Genomic DNA, 22521 nt, shown 5'->3' on the forward strand with positions numbered 1-22521 from the left:
TCCCCAAATCTAAACTATTTCTTTCTAGCGGTTGGTCCATTCACCCGGAATTTTTTCCGCCACCACATGATTTTGCGCAAAAGTTAGTATCACCTCTGCGACTGTGGATTCATTCAAGCCGTTAGAGGCCCTGCACATTTTTACCACAATTACTGGCAACTACCTATCTACTCAACCAAATTTCAAATTACCGTTTTTGACCAGATAGACAATCTAATAGTGTCAAACTGGATAAACAGAAAGACCACGGAACCTTGCTATCAAAGAAGCCCTGACCGATTTACTCGGATTCAAAAATAGAGAGGAGTTGTCTTCTGAATCGAGATTGCCGAAAATTACTCGACTATTCACCCCGAAATCAGATAGAAAGGACTTTCTCGGGGATGAGTAGGAAGCGTGGCGCTATCCCCTCTGGCGGGTCACGTTTCTGCAAGGTAATATTTCGCGGATAATAATGAACGCGACGATGAGCGTCTATCCCGTCCTTTTCACAATACTAAATATGCGGGAAATCATGCAGTACTCGACCCGTCTGGAAACGAGACCGAACACTGAAATTCAGTCGACCCGCTGGTTTTGGAAGCTGCAGCTGGTCAGCTGGGTTGGTATATTACTGGTAACTTTTCTCTCCCTGACCCTGTGGCACTCCCCTACAGAGTGGCCTCACTTCGAGCCTGTCAATACAGTATTCCAGTGCGCTATTGCATTTTTATTATCCCTGTTTCTAAAACCGATTTTTGATGTCGCCTGGGAATCAGAGCTCGCTTTCCGCACCGTGATCTACCTTCTGGCTGTCGCTGTTATTTCGGGAATATGGACCCTGGTTCGAATGGAGGCCTATATACGCCTCAGTGGTGAACACTCGATCTGGTCTGAGTTCGGCGGCTGGTATTACGCTTCTTTATTTGTATTTTTATTCTGGAGCGCCCTGTACTGCGGGGTAAAATATCACTTCCTACTCAATGAAGAGCACAAGAAAATGCTGGAGGTTGCAGCAGTACATGAACGGGAGCAGCTCCGCAGACTTCAAGCAGAGGCCATTGCCAATGAAGCGCAACTAAAAATGTTGCGCTACCAGCTTAACCCCCACTTTCTCTTCAATACGCTCAACTCCATTAACGCCCTAATTCGATTCCAGCAAGCTGATGAAGCGCGGGAAATGGTTGTGCGTCTCAGTGATTTTTTAAGGCTCTCCCTAAAAGAAGACCCGATGCAGAAAGTTGAGCTTGAACGAGAGATCGAGGCGGTATTGCTCTACTTGGAGATTGAAAAAACCCGCTTTGCCGACAGGTTGTCCGTAGACCTGTCGATCGATGAAACCGTACGCCGCGCACAAGTGCCCAGCATGTTGCTGCAACCACTGGTAGAAAACTCGGTAAAATATGCCATAGCCCCCAACGAAATGGGGGGCACTATCGGTATCCACGCGCACAACACCGATGATCGCCTAGTGCTGGAAGTCTACGATACCGGTTGCCCAGATCACTTTGCCAGCGAATGTGACCCGGAATCCTCCTCAACGGGAGTGGGCCTCAAAAACGTACGCGAACGGCTATCGACGCTTTACCCACAAGATTTCAAAATAGAACAAAACAAAAATTCTGATGGCGGTATGCAAGTACTCATCAATATTCCACTGGAAATTTCCAACCCATCAACCCACCTGACACAGGGAGAAGTTCAATGAGCAAGCTCAGCGTCGTACTGGTGGACGACGAGCCCCTGGCTTTACGACTACTGAAAAGTATGCTCGAAGAACGCAAGGACCTGGATATTCTCGCCTGTTGTCGCAATGGCCGGGAAGCTGTCCAAGCAGTTTCAGAGCACAACCCGGACCTACTCATTCTCGATGTGCAGATGCCCGGAATGAACGGCTTTGATGTAGTGCGCAACCTGCAGGCTGACACCATGCCCTTGGTCATCTTTGCCACAGCCTACGACCAATACGCCCTTAAGGCTTTTGAAGTCCACGCAGTTGATTATGTGCTCAAGCCACTGGACCCGCGCCGACTGGAAACAGCCCTCGATCGGGCCCGACAGCGCCAGGCACAGATGATATCCAAAGGGGAGGATGGCCATCAGGAAGAGAAAAACCGCCTGATGCGATCCTTCGAAAGCAGTCCCAGCAAGCCCTCAAGTGGTGAGAGTACTGCTGCGGCTGCAACCCAGCGTATTGCCATTAAAGACCGGGGCAGTATTACTATGGTTAGCCAACCGGATATCGAGTGGATCGATGCGGCTGGGGACTATATGTGTGTGCATGCCAAAGGGGAAACCCATGTAATGCGCAGCACTATTAAAGACCTGCAAAAACAACTCTGCCCGGACACTTTTAAACGCATTCACAGATCCACACTGGTTAACCTGAACTTTATTGTACATATCAAGGTTTTAACCAAAGGCGAGTACTTTCTCACCCTGAGCAGCGGTGCAAAGCTGAAAGTAAGTCGCAACTATCGCTTACCGATTAAAGAGTTTCTCGATTCCAACAAACAGTCTGATCTAACTGCCCCCCAAGCTTCCTAACCCCCAACCTCTCTAAAACTGGCAGGGATCGCCGGTACCCCCCCACAATCCAATACATTTCAAATTGGCCATTTATTCCGGACACAAAAAAGCCGGCATAAAAATGCCGGCAAACGAGCTCAGAAGAGAAGAAAAGAAAACTTAAGCGCGTTTATCTGTACGGTGTCCTGAGAGACCGTAGTAGAGAATATAGAGGTAACAGAAGATCGGCAGAACGAACGCCAATTGGATACCAATTTGGTCAGCCAGAAGCCCCTGTAACAACGGCACAATAGCACCGCCTACAATGGCCAGGCATAAGATTCCGGAGCCCTGACTGGTCGATGGGCCCAGCTTGGCCAGCGCCAAACTAAAGATAGTCGGGAACATAATAGAGTTGCACAGACCCACAGCCAGTACCGCCCACATCGCCAGATAGCCGCTACCCGTAACAGTAATCAACAGCAGTACACAGGAGCCGATAGAGCATATTGCGAGCACTTTGCCAGCAGAGATAAAGCGCATAATTAAAGCGCCGGCAAAGCGACCAACCATAGCGCCACCCCAATACAGGGAGATATAGAAGGCGGCTTCAGATTCTTCCAAACCGGCGATGGAATCCTCAGCGATAAAGTTCACCAGGAAGCTGCCGATAGAGACTTCAGCACCCACGTAGACAAAAATAGCGATCGCGCCCAACACCAAGTGACGGTAGCTCCAGGCGGAAGCGGCTTCAGTATTGGAAACAGACTCAGAAGTTGCACTACTGACAATCGCCGGCAAATTCAAAAATGCAAAGACGATAGCCAGGATCGCCAGCGCGGACGCCAGGATCAGGTAGGGAACTTCAATAACAGCAGCGCTGGCAGCACCCGCTGCAACACCGGCAGCGGGTAAAATCAGCAATGCACCAAATTGAGGGGCGATAGTGGTGCCCAGGGAGTTAAAGCCTTGGGTCAGGGTCAGGCGGCTGGGCGCAGTGCGCTCATCGCCCAGTGCTGTCACATAAGGGTTGGCGGAAACCTGTAAAATAGTAATACCGGAAGCCAGAATAAACAGTGCACCGAGGAACAGTGCATAGACTTCCATTCTTTCAGCGGGGATAAACAGCAAACAGCCAACCACCGAAATACTTAAGCCGGTCACAATCCCTTTCTGATAACCAATTTTACTGACCAGGGCACCGGCAGGCAGGGAAACGAGGAAATAAGCACCAAAAAAGCAGAACTGCACCAGCATTGCCTGGGCATAGTTCAGCTCGAAAATTCCTTTCAAGTAGGGAATCAAAATATCATTCAGGCAGGTGATAAAGCCCCACATAAAAAATAGTGAGGTCAGCGCCACCAGGGCAAACCTGTGCCCCGACTGGTCACCCGTCGGTATCTGCGCAGCATCCGTTGCTGTATTACTCTGCATTATTGCCATAATTATTAATCCTGAGACTTCAGCTCACAGGTCTCTCCGGTCGATATTTTTATCCGGGCAAACCTGTGCCTATTGCACCAATCTTTATTGTTGGTACTTTCTATCATGGAGGTAGCGCCGCCTCAGAGGGCTTTTCGATAAGGGGGTTCAAAATGGGGGCAGCGTGGACATTCAGCGGCCGCCAAGCTCCAGACTGTCTGCTATCGGACCAGCTGAACCGCTTTCTCAACGGCCTCCCTCGAAAGAGTAGATCAACCTGTTTGAGTACTTTATTTCCCTCTAAGACTTTCCGGGAGTCCAATAACCTACCTACATTGACAAGCCTGACCACAAGGCGGCCCTGTAAATAGTGCTCTTTTCAGGCAGAGGGACAGCGAAATGGAAACTCAATCGCGTGGAAAATGACACGTAACCGCAAGTGTCTATGAGTAGGGAAAGAAGGGGGAAAGAAGGGGCCAGGAAGGAAACACCAACCGCGCACAAGGGTAATAAATTTATACCCTTGGCGCGGCGGGAAAGGAATCAAGCTTAGGAAACGATATTGCCGTAGCTCATCAGGCGCTGATAGCGCTTCTCCAGCAGCTCATCAATGGGGATGCTGCTCAGCTGGTCCAGCTGCTCGCTGAGACGGTCTTTAAGGTTATTGGCCATTGCATCCGGGTCACGGTGAGCGCCACCGAGAGGTTCGGGGATGGTTTCATCCACAATACCCAACTCTTCCAACACGCTGGAGGTCACCCCCATCGCCTCAGCGGCCAAAGGCGCTTTCTCGACCGTTTTCCAGATAATGTTGGCGCAACCCTCAGGGGAAATCACAAAGTAGGTGGAGTACTGCAGCATGTTCAGCTGGTCACCCACACCGATCGCCAGTGCACCACCGGAGGAACCTTCACCAATCACGGTACAAATAATCGGCGTGCGCAGGCGGGACATCACTGCCAGGTTCTGGGCGATGGCTTCACTGATACCGCGCTCTTCACTGTCGATACCCGGATAAGCTCCCGGAGTGTCGATCAGGGTCAGCACCGGCATTTTAAAGCGCTCGGCCATTTCCATAACACGCAGGGCTTTGCGGTAACCCTCCGGCTTCGGCATACCAAAGTTGCGTGCAACCTTCTCGTTTACAGAACGGCCTTTCTCTTCACCAATCACCGCTACCGGCTTGCCATTTAAGCGCGCGATACCGGCGATAATCGCCTTGTCATCACCAAAGTGACGGTCGCCGTGCAGCTCATCCCAATCGCTAAACAAGCGCTCGATATAGTCCTTTGAATAGGGACGTTGCGGATGGCGGGCTACCTGTACGACCTGCCATGGGCTCAGGTCGGAGTAGATGGACTCGGTCAAAGTTCTACTCTTCTCCCGCAACCGGGTAACTTCATCGGCGATATTCAGCTCGTTGTCATCACCCACAAGCTGCAGCTCTTTTATCTTGCCTTCCAGCTCTGCAATTGGCTGCTCAAACTCGAGAAAATTAAAATTCATGAAATCTGCGCCTTTAACTCTTTTTGTTACCACCGGGCTATCACAGCGGCATAGCTTAACTGTACAGAACCAGCCAGTCGAGCCCGGTAGATTTTAACGCCGTTGTGCGTATTGAAGCGCCACCTGCTCACGTCCCAACAGTTCCCTGAGGGACTGGACCATCTGGTCGTTTGGTTCTACGTTCCACTGCGGCGGCAGTCGGTACAAGCCCCGGGCATCGTGGCGGGAAACCTCAAGGCTCACCCCGCACTGACCACCGGTATAGGGTTGCAGGCAAGCGGCCAGCCGCTTGGCCAGCCCCGGTGCCACACTGCCGCTATCCACTCGCAAGCGCACCCCGGTCACCCGGCTCTGGCGCAGCTCATCGAGCGTGGAAACGCTGTTTACTGTCATCTTCAGGCCGCCGCTGTAATCGTCAGTGGCAACCGGTCCATCCAATACCAGCAGAGCATCCTTGGCCAACTTGTCTCTATGTTCGCCAAAGGCCTCGCTGAACATGGCCGCTTCAATACGGCCACTGCGGTCATCCAGGGTAACAATAGCCATGGAATCACCGCGTTTTGTTTTCATTACCCGCATCGCCACAACCAGACCCGCAACTTTTTGCGATTCCCGGCCGGGTTTCAAATCGGCGATTCGCGCCTTCACCAGGTGTTGTAACTCACCGGCATACTCGTCAATCGGGTGCCCAGTGAGATACAGACCCAGGGTATTCTTTTCGCCTTCCAGGCGCTCGCGGATACTCCAGCAGCGTGTGCGACGGAAATCCTCGTACACATCGCCTTCCGATGCCTGGGGCACCACTTCGCCAAACAGGTCCATCATGCCCGCATTGGCATTGGCCTTTTGCTGTTCCGCCGCTTTTACCGCTTCATCCAGCGCGTTAAACAGCACTGCACGGGAATAATCCAAACCGTCGGCACCATTGGTATCCGGGCCTATGCTGTCCAGTGCTCCGGAGCGCACCAGTGCCTCCAGTGCGCGCTTGTTCACCTTGCGTGGGTCAACCCGCGAGCAGAAGTCGAACAGGTCGGTAAAGGGACCGCCCTCTTCCCGCGCCGCAATAATATTTTCAATCGGACCTTCACCCAGGCCCTTAATCGCACCGAGACCGTAGATAATGCGATTGTCGATATCCACCGAGAACTGGAAGCTGCCCAGATTCACGTCCGGCGGCACCAGCACCAGCTCCATGGCTCGGCACTCTTCGATAAAGGTCACCACCTTATCGGTCTTATCCATATCCGAAGACATGGTCGCCGCCATAAACTGGGCGGGATAGTGCGCTTTCAGCCAAGCGGTTTGGTATGACACCAGTGCGTAAGCCGCAGAGTGCGACTTGTTAAAACCATAGCCTGCGAACTTCTCTACCAGGTCGAAGATCTTAATCGCAAGTTCGGGGTCAATTCCTTGCTCTTTTGCCCCATTTTCAAAAGTGGCCCTCTGTTTGGCCATTTCCTCCGGTTTCTTTTTACCCATCGCCCGGCGCAACAGGTCGGCGCCACCGAGGGTATAGCCCGCCAACTCCTGGGCGATCTGCATCACCTGTTCCTGGTAAACAATAACCCCGTAAGTGGGCTCCAGGATCGGTTGCAGTTTTTCATGCTGGTATTTGGCATCCGGATAGGCCACCTGGGCGCGACCGTGCTTACGGTTAATAAAGTCATCAACCATGCCCGATTGCAGCGGGCCCGGACGGAACAGGGCCACCAGGGCGATCATATCTTCCAGGTTGTCCGGCTGTAGGCGCTTGATCAGGTCCTTCATACCCCGGGATTCCAGCTGGAATACCGCCGTGGTCTCTGCCCTTTTGAGCATTTTGAAGGTTTCTTCATCGTCCAGCGGCAGCGCGGCAATATCCAGGGGTTCCTCACCCTCTCGCGCACGGGTCTCGTCCACCATGCGCTTGGCCCAGTCGATGATGGTCAGCGTCCGCAGGCCGAGGAAGTCGAACTTCACCAGACCCGCATCTTCCACATCGTTTTTATCAAACTGGGTTACCAGACCCGCGCCAGTCTCGTCACAGTAGAGCGGCGCAAAATCGGTGAGCTTGGTGGGGGCAATAACCACACCACCGGCGTGCTTACCCACGTTACGGGAGACCCCTTCGAGTTGCAGGGCCATCTCCCAGATTTCCTGGCCCTCATCGTCGTGGTCGAGAAATTCCCGCAGGATCTCTTCCTGGTCGAAGGCCTTTTGCAGGGTCATGCCCACATCGGGGGGAATCATTTTGGACAGCTTGTCGGCGAGGCCGTAGGACTTGCCCTGTACCCGCGCCACGTCCCGCACCACCGCCTTCGCGGCCATGGTTCCGAAGGTAATAATCTGACTAACCGCTTGGCGGCCATAGTTATCCGCAACGTAGCCAATTACCCGGTCGCGCTTCTCCATACAGAAGTCGATATCGAAGTCGGGCATCGACACCCGCTCCGGGTTCAGGAATCGTTCGAACAGCAGATCGTATTGCAGTGGGTCCAGATCGGTAATGTCCAGCGAGTAGGCCACAAGGGAACCGGCACCGGAACCCCGCCCCGGGCCCACCGGGATATCGTGGTCTTTGGCCCACTGGATAAAGTCCATTACGATCAGGAAGTAACCGGGGAATCCCATCTGGATAATGATATCCAGCTCAAAGCGCAGGCGGTCTTCGTAGATCTGGCGGCGCTCGGCATAGTCCGCAGCGGACTTGTCGAGGATGGTGGCGAGGCGCCGCTCCATACCTTCATAGGAGACCTTTTCGAAGAACTGGTCTTCGGTCATGCCCTCGGGAATCGGATATTCCGGCAGGAAGTATTTACCCAACTGGATCGGTGCAGAGCAGCGCTTGGCGATCTCCACAGTGTTTTCCAGGGCTTCGGGGATATCGCTAAACAGCTCCCACATCTCTTCCGGTGTGCGGAAATACTGCTGCGCGGAATAGCGGCGTTCGCGGCGAGGGTCATCGAGGGCGCGGCCTTCGTGGATACAAACGCGCACCTCGTGGGCCTCGAACTCGCTCTCGTCCATAAAGCGCACGTCGTTAGTGGCTACCACTGGCAAGTTCAGGTTCTGGGCCAACTTCACCGCCGAGTGCAGGTAGTCCTCATCGCCGGCGCGCCCGGTGCGCTGTAACTCCAGGTAATAGCGACCGGGGAATAACTCCGCCCACTCCCGTGCCAGCTCCTCCGCCTGGGCGCGGCGCCCCGCTACCAATGCACGGCCCACATCGCCGTACTTGGCACCGGACAGCATCAGCACCCCTTCGCTGTACTCCTTAACCCATTCGCGCTTGATATAGGCGTTACCGTGATACTGCCCCTCCATCCAGGCGCGGGAAATCAGCTCGGTAATATTGCGGTAGCCATCGGCGTTCATCGCATAGAGCGTGATCAGCGTAGGCTTGCCCTCGCCGCCTTCGCTGAGCCAAAAATCCGCTGCGGTAATCGGCTTGATACCGGAGCCCAAACAGGCCCGGTAGAATTTAATCTGCCCGTAGAGGTTGCACTGGTCGGTAATCGCCAGGGCTGGCATTTCCAACTCCTGGGCGCGGGCGATGGCCGGCTTGATTCTTACCAGGCCATCGATCAGGGAAAATTCTGAGTGAATTCTTAGGTGGACAAAGGGTTGGGTCATAGTCGCATTTAGTTCCGGGCCCTGCGAGGCCCGGCCCCGACAAAGCGCTATCGATTGTTTACCAGATTCGGCCCATTTGCCGCGCGCGCTCGGTGCAGAGCTTTAACACTGCACGGCGCTCATCATTGTTCATGGCGCCCCAGCGGCTGATTTCATTACCACTGCGAAAACAGCCCTCGCACAGGTCCTGCTCATTCAGGGCACATACGGAGATACAGGGGGATTTCACCGGGCGCTCTTTCGGCTCCACGGTTTTTACCGGTTGTTCAGACATCTTTAGCCTCAAGCGGGACCAGTTCACTGGCGAAATGTTTGCCGTTGGCCGCATAGTGATCGCTGCTGGCTTTGAGCAGCTCGTAGGTGGCGGGATCGAGAGATTTTACTACCTTGCCGGGAGAGCCCAGCACCATAGAGTAATCGGGGATTTCTGTGCCCTCGGTCACCAGCGCATTGGCGCCAATGATACAGCACTTGCCGATTTTGGCCCGGTTTAAGATCACGGCATTGATACCAATCAGGCTGTAATCACCAATGTCACAGCCGTGCAGCATCACTTTATGGCCTACGGTGACACCGGTGCCGATGGTTAATGGCACACCGACATCGGCATGCAGAACCGAGCCATCCTGTACGTTGCTGTATTCACCGATAGTGATCGGCGCACAGTCGCCGCGCACCACCGCGTTAAACCATACGGAGCTGTGCGCAAGCATACGCACATCTCCAATCACATGGGCACCGGGCGCAATATAGTGGCCCTCACCTTCCAGTTGTGGCTGTTTATCCCCCAATCTGTACAGCATTTGGCCTCCGGCTCGATATGATTATGAACCGCTTATTATCTCGCGCCAAAGAGGCCGTGGCTAGGGAGAGATGATTGCGCTTTTCCCAATATTACCCGTTAGAGCAGCTCGCCCTGCTGGACAAAGTTGGCACCCTCAAGAGTGAGTAAGCGCGCTTTCAAAGACAGGCCGCCGGCGTAGCCGGTAAGGCTGCCATTGGCTCCGATTACACGATGGCAGGGAATAACGATGGCAATCGGATTCGCACCATTGGCCCGCGCCACCGCGCGAATAGCCCGAGGCTGGCCCAGCCACTGGGCTTGCTGGCTGTAACTGCGGGTTTCACCAAAGGGAATTTGCAACAGGGCATCCCAAACCCGGCGCTGGAATTCAGTACCCTTTGGCGCCAGAGGCAGATCGAAGCTTTTGCGCTGGCCGGCGATATATTCCCGCAACTGCTGGGCGGCCAAATCCGTCAGCTCTGAGGCGCCCCGCTGCCAACCGGCCCCCAAACGCAATGGTCGTTCATCGTCATAAAACTGGAGTGCAACTATCCCCCGGGAAAGCCCCTCCCCTTCTTGCTCACAGGCCGCGATGGCAACATCACCCAATTCCGTGGTGTAACTCTCATAGACAATCATTTTTTCTCTCCAGGTTTCAGGGACTGCCACAACAAAATGGCTCCATATGCCCGCCAGGGCCGCCACTGCTCTGCCCGCTCCAGGGCCTGCTTGGGTTTTGCCTTTTCACCATCACTGCCCAAGGCTTGTAGAATACCCAAATCCGACGCGGGGAAAGCATCCGGCATCGACAGGCCCCGCATAGCAATATAGTGCGCCGTCCAATCGCCAATACCCGGCAGTGCTGTGGCTTGGCTGCACCAATCCTCCAGGGACTGATCGGCAAAACTCACACGGTCCTCCAAAGTTGCGGCGACAAACTCCTGTAGGGTTTTCATTCGAGCCCGGGTTAAGCCCAGATCGGCAAAGTCTGCCTCGGCGAGACGCTCCGCCGTTGGGAATAAAAACCGCTCTCTGCCAGCATCATCCACAAAAGACTCCCCGTAGCGGGCCACGATACGTCCGGCAATAGTGGTCGCCGCTGCAACACTGATCTGCTGACCGAGAATCGCCCGCAGTGCATATTCGAATGGGTCCCAGGCACCGGGCAAGCGCAGGCCCGGATTCTTCGCCAACTGATCTGCCAGCAGTGGATCTTCATTTAATACCGTCTGGATCTCCTCAATATCCGCATCCAGATCAAACAGCCGGCGCAGGCGCTGGTTCAGTAGATATAACCCTGCCCCACCTTCCTGACCAAAAACTTCCACCACTAGGCGATTGCGTTCTGGATCGTGGGAAACCTCCATCACGCCACGACAGGCATCCAGTTCGAAACTACGTGAATAGACCTCCCCCTCCACCTGCTCTACCCCGGCCAAAGCGCGAGTTCCCAAGAAAGCCAGGAGTCGTTGCCAATCTAATGGCGGGCGGTAATCAAGGTACAACCGCACCCGTGTGGCACTCGCCGTCTCGGCGCGCACTGCGTGTCCCTCCCTGCGCACCTCGGATGGGGTGCGTTGATAGATCTGTTTGAATACGCCGTTAAAGCGTCTCAAACTGTTAAAACCGGACTCGTAAGCGATTTCAGCAATAGGCAGGTCCGTATCCCGCAGTAAACGAAAAGCAAACAGTGCCCTCTCGGTTTGCCAGACCGCTAAGGGGCTTACCCCCAGGTGCTCAGAGAACAGACGGCGTAAATAGCGGCTGCTGACCCCGAGCCGCTCTGCCAGTCGCTCCACAGATTGAGGCTCGCGCTCACTGCGCATCAGTTTTAAAGCGCGCTGCACGGTGGTCGATACCAATCCCCAAGCTGGACTGCCCGGCGCAGAATCAGGGCGACAGCGCAGGCAGGGCCTAAAGCCCGCATTGGCCGCCTCCGCCGCAGTCTCAAAATAAGTGACATTACGCTCCAGCGGAGGCCGAGCGGGACAGATCGGGCGGCAGAAAATGCCGGTTGTTTTCACTGCGGTATAGAACCGCCCATCAAAGCGCCGGTCTCGGGCCAATCGCGCACTGGAGCAAACTGCTGCATCAATCTTCATAAGTCTCTCTCGTTTCTGACTACCAGTGTATGGATTGGACGGTATCGGAACTAGTCATAAACGGAACTGACCATTTTGACCGATAGACTTATAAGTCAGGAAATTGAGGCCCAGAGGGAAAGGGGCCAATTGGACTCACTTTAAATATCTCTCTAAGAATGCCTCGGTTGAGAAGTCGCAGCGCGGAATTGAATCGATCTGTAAGCCAGAGGCACCACGAAATCATCCAATGACTCTTTAGCTTTGCAAACAGCCAGGCCGTTGCTTTGCTCAACACCAGCTCTATATTGTTAGCCCCGGCGAGTATTAAAGGTGCACCGAGATATTTTTGATCAGTTTGGCTGTTATTTTTCCAGAACAGCTTTAACAGGTGAAAATTTGTTGGAATATAATTGATTACAAGGTGGGTTCACATTTGGGATATGTAACTAAAGCAATCATTTTTACATTTGTTATGATTGACACAAAAGCAGGTAACTTATTTGTTTGAATAGCATTTTTAGGCAAGGCGTAAGATTGATTCGAGGATAGTAACCAGGATAATGGTGGTGAGAATGATCACTATATAAATTTATGTAAAATACTGAAGTGAAACTAAATATCGAGGTGAGTGCAGCTGCTAGCGATAGTGGATCTATATGGATTAGGTTAAATTCTGACGAAGAAAAGATCTACGACGTTTGTATAGATTATAGGATTCAGAGTTCAACCAAAGTCTTACTTTCAATATCGAGTGACCACAGTTCTACATCTCTTTTCGAGCAAAAATCAGTGTTGGACTCTATTCAATTTATTGATGATTCCGATGAGAGCAAAGAGTGGGTTGTTACAGAGGTTAATAAAGCTCTAAATCTACAAATCAATCATGCGCTTGCAAATGCATAACAAAGCCAGCCAAAATCGTCCGCTATACACACTGGACTCGCAACAAGTTGCTCTCCTTTGCTGGCGGCGTTAAGTACTAAGGGAACATTGTGACACAACCAAATGTTTTTATAATAGAGTCCTTAGACTTTGAAGATGAGAAAGAAGACTTATATGAGGGAAAAGTTCTTTCTAAGATATTAGCGTTAAATGATATTGAATCAGAGTACTATTACATTCGCACAAAAGCCGAGCTAGAGGCGGTTGTAGATATTTTCTATAAAAGTGAATTCCGCTATTTACACATCTCTTGTCACGGAAGTAAAAACTCAATGGAAACGACACTAGATTCTATCAGCTTTGATGAGCTTGGAGATATACTTTCGCCATGCTTGGATGATCGTAGAGTTTTTGTTTCGGCTTGCGAAATGGTAAACCGAAATCTAGCCAAGAGCCTGATCGATGATTCAAAATGCTATTCTGTCATCGGCCCTTCTGAGCCAGTTGCCTTCTCTGATGCAACAATTTTCTGGTCATCTTTCTATCACTTGATGTTCGACAAAAACGATAAAGCAATGCAGCGGGCTGAAATAAAGCAAATCTTGAGCAAAGTGGCCGACCTTTTCATGGTGCCCGTTAATTATTATTCAAAAAGTAAATCTGACGGAATCAGAGAAGTAAAGTATGCAGCAAAACGTACTTAAAAAGTTGGTGATGTTTGTTCCGGGCTAAAGCCCTCCAGCGCACTCTGGCTTCTGATTACGGATATTAGCGAACTTTAAATTAAGTAAACTGCCCCCGAAATACCAACGTGCTACGAGGTGGCAAGACTATATAGGGCTCCCGGAAAAAATGAATATATGTGTTATACACCTTAGCGATTTACATATTAGACATCCTGAAGACTTCATTCTTCAAAAAGCTAGATGTATCGCATCTTGCGCTTTCGAACAATTCCGGGAAAGTAGCCATTGCCTCATTGCTATAACGGGTGATATTGCATTTTCAGGGCAGGCCGAAGAATACAAACTAGCTACAGACTTTCTAGCCACAATAAAAGACACTCTATCCAAGGAATCAAACACTCCTATTGACTTTGTGATTGTTCCCGGAAATCACGATTGCAAGTTAATACCTGAAGACAGTATTCGTTCGACCATTATCGAGAGTGTCTTAGCAAATCAAGACAAATCGTATGACCCAGATATCGTTGATCTTTGCACGCGAGCTCAAGAGGAGTTCTTCACCTTCGAAGAGGCTCTATCCCCAAAAATACCAATCTATTCCGACAAACTATGGAAAGAAATTGAGATCAATGTTGGTGGAAAAAAGATCAGACTATCATTGATCAACGCATCATGGATGTCCACCATTCACGAAGAACCAGGAAAGCTCGTATACCCTATAAATAACTATGCAGAAATTCTTAGACAGGACTGCGACTTCAGATTTTCTTTTGTACATCACCCTCTTAACTGGTACTGCCAGCAAACCTATCATGAGTTTCGAAGATCAATTCTAGCTAGCTCTAGCATTGTTTTTTCCGGACACGAACATGTAAACACCATTAGCTCTGTATCTAGCTTAGATAGCAACAACACAATCTTTATAGAATCTAACGCACTTCAACCACACTCAACAGAAGGCTCCGGATTCTCTGTGATCTCTATCGACATTGCAGAAACTAAGGTATGTCAAAGATTGTACACTCTAACTGACGACAAATATGTACTGGAACCCCAAAAGGATCATTCGCTGGAAATTTGTACAATTGGCGAAGACGATTCTCTCTCCAAGGAGTTCGTCAAGACTCTACAAGACCCAGGAGCAGCATTAGTACACCCAGATAAGGCCGAGATTGATTTTTCAGACATCTACGTCAGTCCAGAACTAGAAGGTGAAAACGGATCAGAGAATACTACTCTTGACGAACTCAGTCTCATAGAAAAGAAAACGATCATATTCGGAGATGAGCAGTCTGGAAAAACAAAAATTCTCCACCACTCATTCATGAGACTCTATGGGACCGGAAAATACCCAGTATATTTAGATGCAAAAACTATTAAACGAAACACTCGAGACGGAATAAAGAAAGCCATAGCCAAAGCTGTGGAATTAGAATACATCAATCCTGAAATCATTGAGAGATCAGAAAAATCAAAAAGAGTTCTTCTTCTGGACAGCTACGAAGATATCGGAAAACAAAGAAAAGGAATTTCAAACATATTCGAGTACATAGAAGAAAACTTCGGCACAGTACTAATAGTTTGCGACAATATTCTCAACTCAGGACTAATCACATCTGAGGAGCATAATGATAGAACGATCGAATATACCAAATATTCAATTAAAGACTTTGGATGCAACCTGAGATACCAGCTCATTAAAAAGTGGCATTCCAACACCGACCGCCAAACCCCCAAAGAACTCGAAGTAGCTTGCCACAACACTGAAAAGGTAATAACAACCGTCCTTGGAAAAAATCTAGTTCCATCAAGGCCGTTATTTCTCCTGGTTTTGATGCAAAGTAGCAGCTCTGTAGGAAACGAAGAACTCCATAACTCAGGAATGTCTTATTATTACCAGTATCTTATAACAAAAAACCTTGATGAATCAGGTGTTGGCAGAGACATATTCGACGAACTCTTCACCTACCTTGCCCACCTAGCATGGTTCTACAGATCTCTCGGGCGAGAGTACTTAGAGAAAAGTGAGATACAGAAATTTAACAATGAATTCTCCAAAAAATACACCACAGTAAATCTGGACAAGCAGCTTAAAATCCTCACCAAGTCAAAGATACTAAACTTTGACGGAATGTGCTACGGATTCTCATACCCATATATCAAATATTTCTTTATAGGTAAGTTTTTTGCGGACAATATCGACGACCAAGAAATAATAAGCATCATTGAAAACGCCTGCGAAAACCTAAGCACAAGAGAAAATTCAAATATAATACTATTCTTAACACATCATAAAAATAGCAGCTGGGTTGTCGACAGCGTATCAAAAAATCTCGGGCAGTGTTTCGCTCAACACCCACCTATTCTTTTTGAATCTGATTCAGCCTACCTAAATGATCTTATAGGCTCTGTTTCAGAAATCGTGATATCAGACTTAAATATCGAAGAGAGCCAAGAGCACAAGCGAAGGGTTGAAGAGGAAATCGGATATGAGCCCTCAGAGTCCGAATTGGCCAAAGGCCACGACGACTATAAGGAACCGCTCGCCGACCTATTCAAGCTAATTAGATCTACAGAAGTTCTTGGGCAAATTTTAAAAAACTACTACGGATCTATAACTCGGGACAAAAAACACATTTACCTTAAAGAAGCCATAGAAGCCCCTCTCAGATTGCTGGCTTATATTTTAGACGCAGTACTGGAGTCTCCAGATGATCTAACCAAAGGAATTGAAGCTGAAATCGCCCGAAGAAATAAGGAAATGAGCGAGTCCGAAGTCAAAAGAATCTCAGCGGGGTTTGTATCAGAAATGATTCGAGGCATATGCACCGGGGTGGTAGGTAAGGCTGCTGAATCAATCGGTTCAGAGAAACTAAAAGAAGATATTGATATTACTGTTTCGGAAGAAGGGAGCAATGCCTACAAACTTATCCAAGCAGCCATTTATCTCATTGCTCCCAACAAACTTCCTATTGATAAGATCCGGTCCTTGGCAAGAGAGCTTGAAGGAAATGGTATTGCCTACACTATTTTGCAAGGCCTAGTTCTCTACCATATCCATATGTTTCACACTACAGCAACTGAAAGACAACAGCTAGGGGCGGCTCTTAAGATAAATTTAAAACCTACCAATGTACCAAGGCTAACCTAAAAGGCATAAGAACCTACTTTTTTTGCTTTTAAAAAAGGGTTGGAATTAAAAAAAATTCCGCTTATGCCGAATTTAGGCATCAAGAAGTTGGTGCAAGTAACGCATAATCGGGTAGCCGGAGGTATCTAACCTCCAACCCCCTCAAAAATCACGAATAGGACACCCATGAATCATGCTCAATAGGATTGGCGACTTATACTTTTTGTTTGGTGGGTATCTAGATCTGTTACCCATCTTCGGTGTTCCGCTGGACTCGCTCCTGCACCACTCGCCGTGTACAAAAGCGTTATGTGGTTAAGTATGAACAATAAGCGTACCCTACTAGCTTTACTGCTATCTCCTATTGCATCCTCAGTCTTAATAGTTGCGATACTTGTAGATTCACTTTTCAACGGGCAAAGTTTGGTTTCATTTGAAGGACTTTTGGTTCTAACTTTGTTTGCAATTGGCTCTATAGTTGTATCATATGTATTCGTTTTGCTTGTCGGGCTACCTATTCATTTTGTATTTTCAAAACTGAATATTACATCCTGGTTGGCCTATACATTATCTGGAATAGTTGTCGCGATTAGCTATCAATATATTCAATACCTAGGTGATGAGATGCCTGCTCAATTACAAGAAGCAGGATATGCGTTGTATGCAGGAGGTGGTTTGATTGTGTCACTCGTATTTTGGTACTTTGCAGTGAAACCACATAACAATAACAGGCAAAGCGACGCAAAAAATGCGCGCGTGCTATAAGGCATTATATGTGTGCACGTATGACTGTCTCTGTATACATCAAAGAAATTAATATAGATAAGATTCAGAGCTGGATATCCTCAGTCTTCGAATCTGTAGAACAAGTAGACCACGAAGACGATTTGTATATCTATCAAGGCAAATTTCACCATGACCGTGTTTCTGTAACCGTCACCACTGGCCTAGATGATTTCACGGAATTTTCGTGCCTTTTTCTCGTGTTTGAAGGTGTTGCCAAATGGGAAAATGATCGAGAATGTGCGCTCGACCTACATGAACACTTTCATTGCAAAGTTGTTTGTTCCCACGGAACAAACCAGTACAATCCATATACGTGGCTTCATATCTCCGATAAAGGTGAGGAAATTAGTGATAAAGCTTGGTAAAACACATAGCAAGCATAGACAAGGGGCGTTAGGCATCTAATGAGAGTAATCGCACTTTTTATAGTTTTATTTTCATCACTAGCAATGGCCACGGAATTTGTGCCCCCTAAATGGTATCCACATAAAGACTATACACCGTCAGATAAAGTAATCCTGGCCTTCGATGCCGCTCAGGAATATTATGTAAAGAATGTAACGAGCACAAACCAACCTATTGATTATGAGTTTCATGCTTATGCTACAGATGGTGGCTATATCGTTTCAATTATGGTGCTTTATCGTGAGAAGGATGGCAGGCATAGCGTGGCGATGGATGGCGAACACTGTATCTTTTTGAATCAGCAATACATAATAAAAGAATCAAGGCAGTGCATAGCAACAGGACCAAATCCTTTAAAGCAGTGATATTTAACAACCCACAGCAATCGCTTCTATTGGTTGCTGGACGTTAAGCATACAGAGAAATATCTGTGCCACGGTTAAAAAAAATATATATTTATGTGATTGCTGCATGCTTTATGATCGGATGCATTAATCACGTAGCAGATATCGTATATGGTGGCCCTTTTCCATATACCTTCGCGCCATTCGGTTTTAATGTGTTCTGGACTGCATTGTCTGTAATTGATCTCCTTGTGGTGGTTTTGCTTATAGCTAAATTGAGAGCTGGCTTAATTTTCGCTGCCATAGTTATGGTGCTAGATGTTACCTTGAATTCATATGCAATTTACGGTGTAGGAGTGAAGCTTGCATTTTGGCCTGTACAAATTCAAACGCTATTTTGTGGCTTTGTTCTTGGAGCGTTACCGGCATTGTGGGACATAGCTCCTCGCCAGAGTATGGTGGAGGCCAATGAGATAAGTGCTTAACAATCACAGACACATTACTGCGGGACTTTGGCCCTTCACAGGATGGCCTACGCGATGCTCCAACAGCCCATTTTTGTAGCCGTTATCCCGCGTTCGGCTCTCTAACATCAGTAAATAATAAAAAGGAATCAACGGATGATTGAAAGTGCCCAAATAATTCAGCCTGTAATTGCCTTGATAGCTTGGTCAATGGTTATGTGGTTGTGGATGTACGCAACACGATTGCCTGCAGTGAAGAAAGCTAAATTAAAGCTTGATCCGAATGCTCCTCGCGGAGAGCAAATGTCAACCCTGCCTCCCCATGTTCGTTGGAAAGCTGATAATTATAATCATCTCATGGAGCAACCAACTATTTTCTATGCTTTGGCAATATCACTTGCAGTCCTTGGCGCAGGAGATGGCATAAATTTTATTCTGGCATGGACATATGTCGGTATTCGAGTAATTCATAGTATTGTGCAAGCAACTTTCAACAAAATTGAAATCAGGTTTTTAATATTTGCTCTATCAAACATTCCATTATTAGCCTTAACATTGAACGCTGTGCGAATCACATTCATGCAATAAAACCAGTGGGCATAACAAGACGTCGGCGTTCGGCAGCAAACTGCCAGGGACGCCTATGGCGCCCCACAACTTCGCGTTAACACAATATATGAAAGCACATATACCTTATGAAGAAAGATCTGGAAGAAAGCCGGATTTTGTAGTCAGGTACATGATAGACTTATCTGAAGAGAATAAAAATGCCAAGCCGGGACAAGGAATGAGAGTGGATTTTCTATATAACGGGGATGATCCGCAAGTTGAAGGTATACACATGATCTGGCCAGAAATTCTTGATGAAGATGGCAGAGTCATAAGAGATACTACTCCAGGTAATATTCCTAATGAAGGCTTTGCCAATATGTGGATATTAAGTGAAGATCGCCGTGAGTATCACCATAAAAGACTTAAGATTGGTACAAAAGGGACTTGGTGGCGCGGTGGTCGCATTGCTAATGTCACGGTAGTTCAGATCAATGCTGTTAAATAGTACTTGCAAATTGTGGCACAATCGCCCACATAGGATACAGGCTGGACTCGCTACACGTCGTTCCACTCGCCTGTGTATAAGGCGTAAAAGTTATGAAAATAATCGCAGCATTAATTTTGACTGCTCTATCTTCTAGTGCCTTATCATATCAGGCACTTTCAACAGCAGTCAGATCTCTATTGGAGTCAGGGAGTACAGATAGCTTTGTTCACGTCGGAAACAGCACAAAGTCAGAATTCAACAAGCGGCAAAGCATTAGCTCGTTATGCACCCTCAGCATTCTCGAAGGTGATGCCAAACAACCAATAGGTGATGGTAGCGCTAGCAATCATGCTCTTTACCTGCCCTGGCTTTAGAGCTCTCGGCATTCGTATAAAACCTGAAGAATCTGGCAAATACCATATATTGGGTTACTGGTCCCAGTAAGCTCTTAACAAGTTGCTGAATCCCACCACCTATACTCCGTTCGCTTTGTGCTGTACGCTACGCTAGCATAAAGCGGCTCCATTCCAGCGGCACCTGTGCAAGGTGTTATACGTAAGGAAGAATCGTGGATGTAACTACACTGAGAGAAAAGCAGGAAGAGTTTTTTCAGTCAGGTAAAATCAACAAGGCTGAATACAATGAGCTTTCATCGATTCACCAGAGGATATCTGAAATATCATCGAAGGCTGAAATGAGCCCAGAGGAAGCTGAAAAGATAGGTGAACTATTGCAATCTAGCTCAAATATTCTATTAAAAGATGCTATAGAAACAGATACCACCTTTACTCAAAGGTTAACAAAACGAAGTAATCAAAGACTCAAACAATGTATCACTATATTACTTATATCCACACTTATTAGCATATCAATTATAATTATTAAAGGGCTTTAAACACATAAGAAGTTTTTAGAAAGGACTGGCAAACCTATCACCTAAAATTATTTGCGATTACGTGCCAGCTTCATCAGCCCATGTTCACGGTATTATGCGTCATTAAACATAGAGTATTAATTGAAAAATGAGTAAAGATCAACCAAATAATCCGCTACACGGTATTACTCTTGAGAAAGTTGTTACACGTTTGCAGGAGCATTATGGCTGGGATGGTTTGGCAGATAGGATCAATATCAATTGCTTTAAGAGCGACCCATCAATTAAGTCTTCGCTCAAGTTTTTACGCAAAACCCAGTGGGCACGAGATAAAGTCGAGGATCTGTATATCTCAACTTTTGAAAATAAATCTCCGTGGGCTAATCGTAAATAAGCCCTATTTGGTAACCACACAGATGTCGCTGTGATTAGGCAGGGACAGGCGCATAAATCGGGTAGCCGGTAGTTTTAGCTACCGGCCCCCACACCACATATCGTGCCAGTTCGCAATGGTGGCTAGCGGGTTGGGCCTACTTATGAGTCAGCGGCCACGCTGACAGCTTCATAGCAGCAAGCTAAACTGATCTCTCCAGATAAGAACGTAAACTTTCACTTAACAACTGCATAATTTACTCTGCCGGTTAGATCACGCGGCTTCGGTGTCCTTGGCCGCCTCCCCTCCAGGCTAAGCCTTATATGATTTTTCTGTTCGTCAGCTCATAGTCTTGCTAGCGACTTCCTCCCTACAAGACCTCATGGTGTTACAGTTGCCATTCGCTAGTAGTTAGCATTTAATAGAGCCCATTAAGTGGTGATCTTCCTATATGGGGCTTTCACCCCATTAGTTCACTCCCATGCTGGGCGAGCGTACCAAGTCAAGCCTATCGGACGCTCCGCTCCGCAGCTTGAGGCATTAACTGCTTTATTAGCAATTTTACTTGCAAGTGGAAAGTCAAAAATACAAAAAGAGGAATTTCATTGAAAACTATATTCTCATTAGTAATATTCTTAATATTTACGACATTTGAAACTATTGCTGAAGAAGTTGATACAAAAAAAGATTATCACACCTTTGTTTTGGTACATGGTGCTACAGGCGGAGGATGGGACTGGAAAGAGGTTGGTAAGCAACTTAGCGCTAAAGGTCATACCGTCTACAGGCCAACACTGACGGGGTTAGGTGAGAGGCATCATCTTTCCTCTCCTGATATTAACTTAACCACACATATCAACGATATCGTTAACCTGATTATTTTTGAAAAATTGAAAAATGTGGTACTTGTAGGTCATAGCTATGGTGGCATGGTAATCACCGGAGTTATCGATCGTATTCCAGAGCGAATTCATCATGTTACATTTTTAGACGCGAAAGTACCTGAGGATGGCATGTCAATGATGGAGGGGCAGCCAATACCTGCGGAACATAAAGTGGTAAATGATCAAGTTCACTTCTCATGGATTGATGTTAATTCCGAATTTCCACGAGATGTTACGCAGCCATTAAAAACACTTACGGAACCTGTATCGTATAAGAATCCTCTGGCAAAAAAACTCAATGTCACTTATGTAGCTTTTATTCCTGAGGGGGTGTCGAAAGCTGATAGAGCTAAAGATCCTTCTTGGCATCGGGCAGTAGAGCGGAAATGGACAATTCGTACATTTAATGGTGATCATGTGATTTATCGGGCCAAGCCCAAAGAATTTTCAGAGATGCTTGAAGAAACCGTAAACGATACAAATAATATTTAAATATTTTGTGGCATACAGTTAAATCGGGTAGCCGGTAGTTTCTAGCTACCTGCCCCACGCTACCCATCGTGCCGGTCCGCAATGGCCGGTTCCCTATCCGCTGAATCTCTACCCAACGATAGCGTCGAGCAGATACTCATCTAAGTTGAGTGCCATGACAGTGCCCAACCTCAACTTTATCTGACTGAAAGCATATCGGTAGGCAAATCCGGTCTTTTAATTCGTGGAGTTTAGGTTCAGGCCTTCACTCTGTTCAAGGTATAAATC

19 protein-coding genes are annotated in these 22521 nt (G+C 48.0%); 12 read left to right on the forward strand and 7 right to left on the reverse strand.

Annotated elements, in window-relative coordinates; genetic code table 11:
- The first annotated feature begins 514 nt into the window (after positions 1 to 514).
- Together ACJJIN_RS11450 and ACJJIN_RS11455 are read left to right on the forward strand one after the other, a co-directional pair.
- Positions 515 to 1687 (forward strand): sensor histidine kinase, encoded by a 1173-nt coding sequence (locus ACJJIN_RS11450; RefSeq protein WP_444898153.1) that lies wholly within the window; start codon positions 515 to 517, stop codon positions 1685 to 1687.
- Positions 1684 to 2526, forward strand: a complete 843-nt coding sequence (locus tag ACJJIN_RS11455; RefSeq protein ID WP_444898154.1) for a LytR/AlgR family response regulator transcription factor — start codon at positions 1684 to 1686, stop codon at positions 2524 to 2526. Before ACJJIN_RS11450 ends, ACJJIN_RS11455 begins: the two co-directional genes overlap by 4 nt.
- A gap of 141 nt (positions 2527 to 2667) precedes the next feature.
- Here ACJJIN_RS11455 and ACJJIN_RS11460 read toward each other — a convergent pair whose 3' ends face one another.
- The 7 genes from ACJJIN_RS11460 to ACJJIN_RS11490 all read right to left on the reverse strand — a co-directional run bounded on the left by ACJJIN_RS11460 (position 2668) and on the right by ACJJIN_RS11490 (position 11913).
- Positions 2668 to 3930, reverse strand: coding sequence for a sugar MFS transporter (locus tag ACJJIN_RS11460; RefSeq protein WP_413664876.1), 1263 nt, complete (start codon positions 3928 to 3930; stop codon positions 2668 to 2670).
- Between the two features lie 528 nt (positions 3931 to 4458).
- A complete protein-coding gene (locus tag ACJJIN_RS11465) occupies positions 4459 to 5415 on the reverse strand; it encodes an acetyl-CoA carboxylase carboxyltransferase subunit alpha (RefSeq protein ID WP_444898155.1) in 957 nt (318 codons plus the stop codon).
- Between the two features lie 93 nt (positions 5416 to 5508).
- Positions 5509 to 9027 (reverse strand): DNA polymerase III subunit alpha, encoded by a 3519-nt coding sequence (gene dnaE / locus ACJJIN_RS11470; RefSeq protein ID WP_444894569.1) that lies wholly within the window; start codon positions 9025 to 9027, stop codon positions 5509 to 5511.
- A 58-nt stretch (positions 9028 to 9085) separates the two neighbouring features.
- On the reverse strand, positions 9086 to 9301 hold the full coding sequence (locus tag ACJJIN_RS11475) for a DUF1289 domain-containing protein (RefSeq protein ID WP_444898156.1): 216 nt from the start codon (positions 9299 to 9301) through the stop codon (positions 9086 to 9088).
- Positions 9294 to 9830: a gamma carbonic anhydrase family protein gene (locus tag ACJJIN_RS11480; protein ID WP_252085074.1), complete on the reverse strand. Its 537-nt coding sequence runs from the start codon at positions 9828 to 9830 to the stop codon at positions 9294 to 9296. The genes ACJJIN_RS11475 and ACJJIN_RS11480 overlap by 8 nt, the downstream gene beginning before the upstream one ends.
- Positions 9831 to 9928: 98 nt before the next feature.
- Positions 9929 to 10450, reverse strand: a complete 522-nt coding sequence (locus tag ACJJIN_RS11485; RefSeq protein WP_444898157.1) for a methylated-DNA--[protein]-cysteine S-methyltransferase — start codon at positions 10448 to 10450, stop codon at positions 9929 to 9931.
- Positions 10447 to 11913: an AlkA N-terminal domain-containing protein gene (locus ACJJIN_RS11490; RefSeq protein WP_444898158.1), complete on the reverse strand. Its 1467-nt coding sequence runs from the start codon at positions 11911 to 11913 to the stop codon at positions 10447 to 10449. Before ACJJIN_RS11490 ends, ACJJIN_RS11485 begins: the two co-directional genes overlap by 4 nt.
- Positions 11914 to 12887: 974 nt before the next feature.
- On the opposite strand from ACJJIN_RS11490, the gene ACJJIN_RS11495 reads away from it, so the two are divergent.
- The 10 genes from ACJJIN_RS11495 (at position 12888) to ACJJIN_RS11540 (ending at position 22254) form a co-directional block, all read left to right on the forward strand.
- Positions 12888 to 13481: a hypothetical protein gene (locus ACJJIN_RS11495; protein ID WP_444898159.1), complete on the forward strand. Its 594-nt coding sequence runs from the start codon at positions 12888 to 12890 to the stop codon at positions 13479 to 13481.
- A gap of 148 nt (positions 13482 to 13629) precedes the next feature.
- On the forward strand, positions 13630 to 16614 hold the full coding sequence (locus ACJJIN_RS11500; RefSeq protein WP_444898160.1) for an anti-phage protein: 2985 nt from the start codon (positions 13630 to 13632) through the stop codon (positions 16612 to 16614).
- 300 nt (positions 16615 to 16914) lie between these two features.
- The gene (locus ACJJIN_RS11505) at positions 16915 to 17358 is read left to right on the forward strand and encodes a hypothetical protein (protein WP_444898161.1); all 444 of its coding nucleotides are present in this window, start codon (positions 16915 to 16917) and stop codon (positions 17356 to 17358) included.
- Positions 17359 to 17783: 425 nt separating this feature from the next.
- Positions 17784 to 18149 (forward strand): hypothetical protein, encoded by a 366-nt coding sequence (locus ACJJIN_RS11510; RefSeq protein WP_444898162.1) that lies wholly within the window; start codon positions 17784 to 17786, stop codon positions 18147 to 18149.
- Positions 18150 to 18214: 65 nt separating this feature from the next.
- Positions 18215 to 18613 carry a hypothetical protein gene (locus ACJJIN_RS11515; protein WP_444898163.1) on the forward strand — a complete coding sequence of 133 codons (399 nt, stop codon included), beginning with the start codon at positions 18215 to 18217 and terminating at the stop codon, positions 18611 to 18613.
- A gap of 135 nt (positions 18614 to 18748) precedes the next feature.
- Positions 18749 to 19180: an MAPEG family protein gene (locus ACJJIN_RS11520; protein ID WP_444898164.1), complete on the forward strand. Its 432-nt coding sequence runs from the start codon at positions 18749 to 18751 to the stop codon at positions 19178 to 19180.
- 88 nt (positions 19181 to 19268) lie between these two features.
- Positions 19269 to 19649 carry a hypothetical protein gene (locus tag ACJJIN_RS11525; RefSeq protein WP_444898165.1) on the forward strand — a complete coding sequence of 127 codons (381 nt, stop codon included), beginning with the start codon at positions 19269 to 19271 and terminating at the stop codon, positions 19647 to 19649.
- Positions 19650 to 20199: 550 nt separating this feature from the next.
- Positions 20200 to 20526, forward strand: coding sequence for a hypothetical protein (locus ACJJIN_RS11530; protein WP_444898166.1), 327 nt, complete (start codon positions 20200 to 20202; stop codon positions 20524 to 20526).
- A gap of 127 nt (positions 20527 to 20653) precedes the next feature.
- Complete coding sequence (locus ACJJIN_RS11535) at positions 20654 to 20899, forward strand: VF530 family protein (protein WP_444898167.1); 246 nt, start codon at positions 20654 to 20656, stop codon at positions 20897 to 20899.
- A 584-nt stretch (positions 20900 to 21483) separates the two neighbouring features.
- Positions 21484 to 22254: an alpha/beta hydrolase gene (locus tag ACJJIN_RS11540; RefSeq protein WP_444898168.1), complete on the forward strand. Its 771-nt coding sequence runs from the start codon at positions 21484 to 21486 to the stop codon at positions 22252 to 22254.
- Positions 22255 to 22521 lie beyond the last annotated feature (267 nt).

Source organism: Microbulbifer maximicatervae (SeqCode) (genome assembly GCF_052467505.1).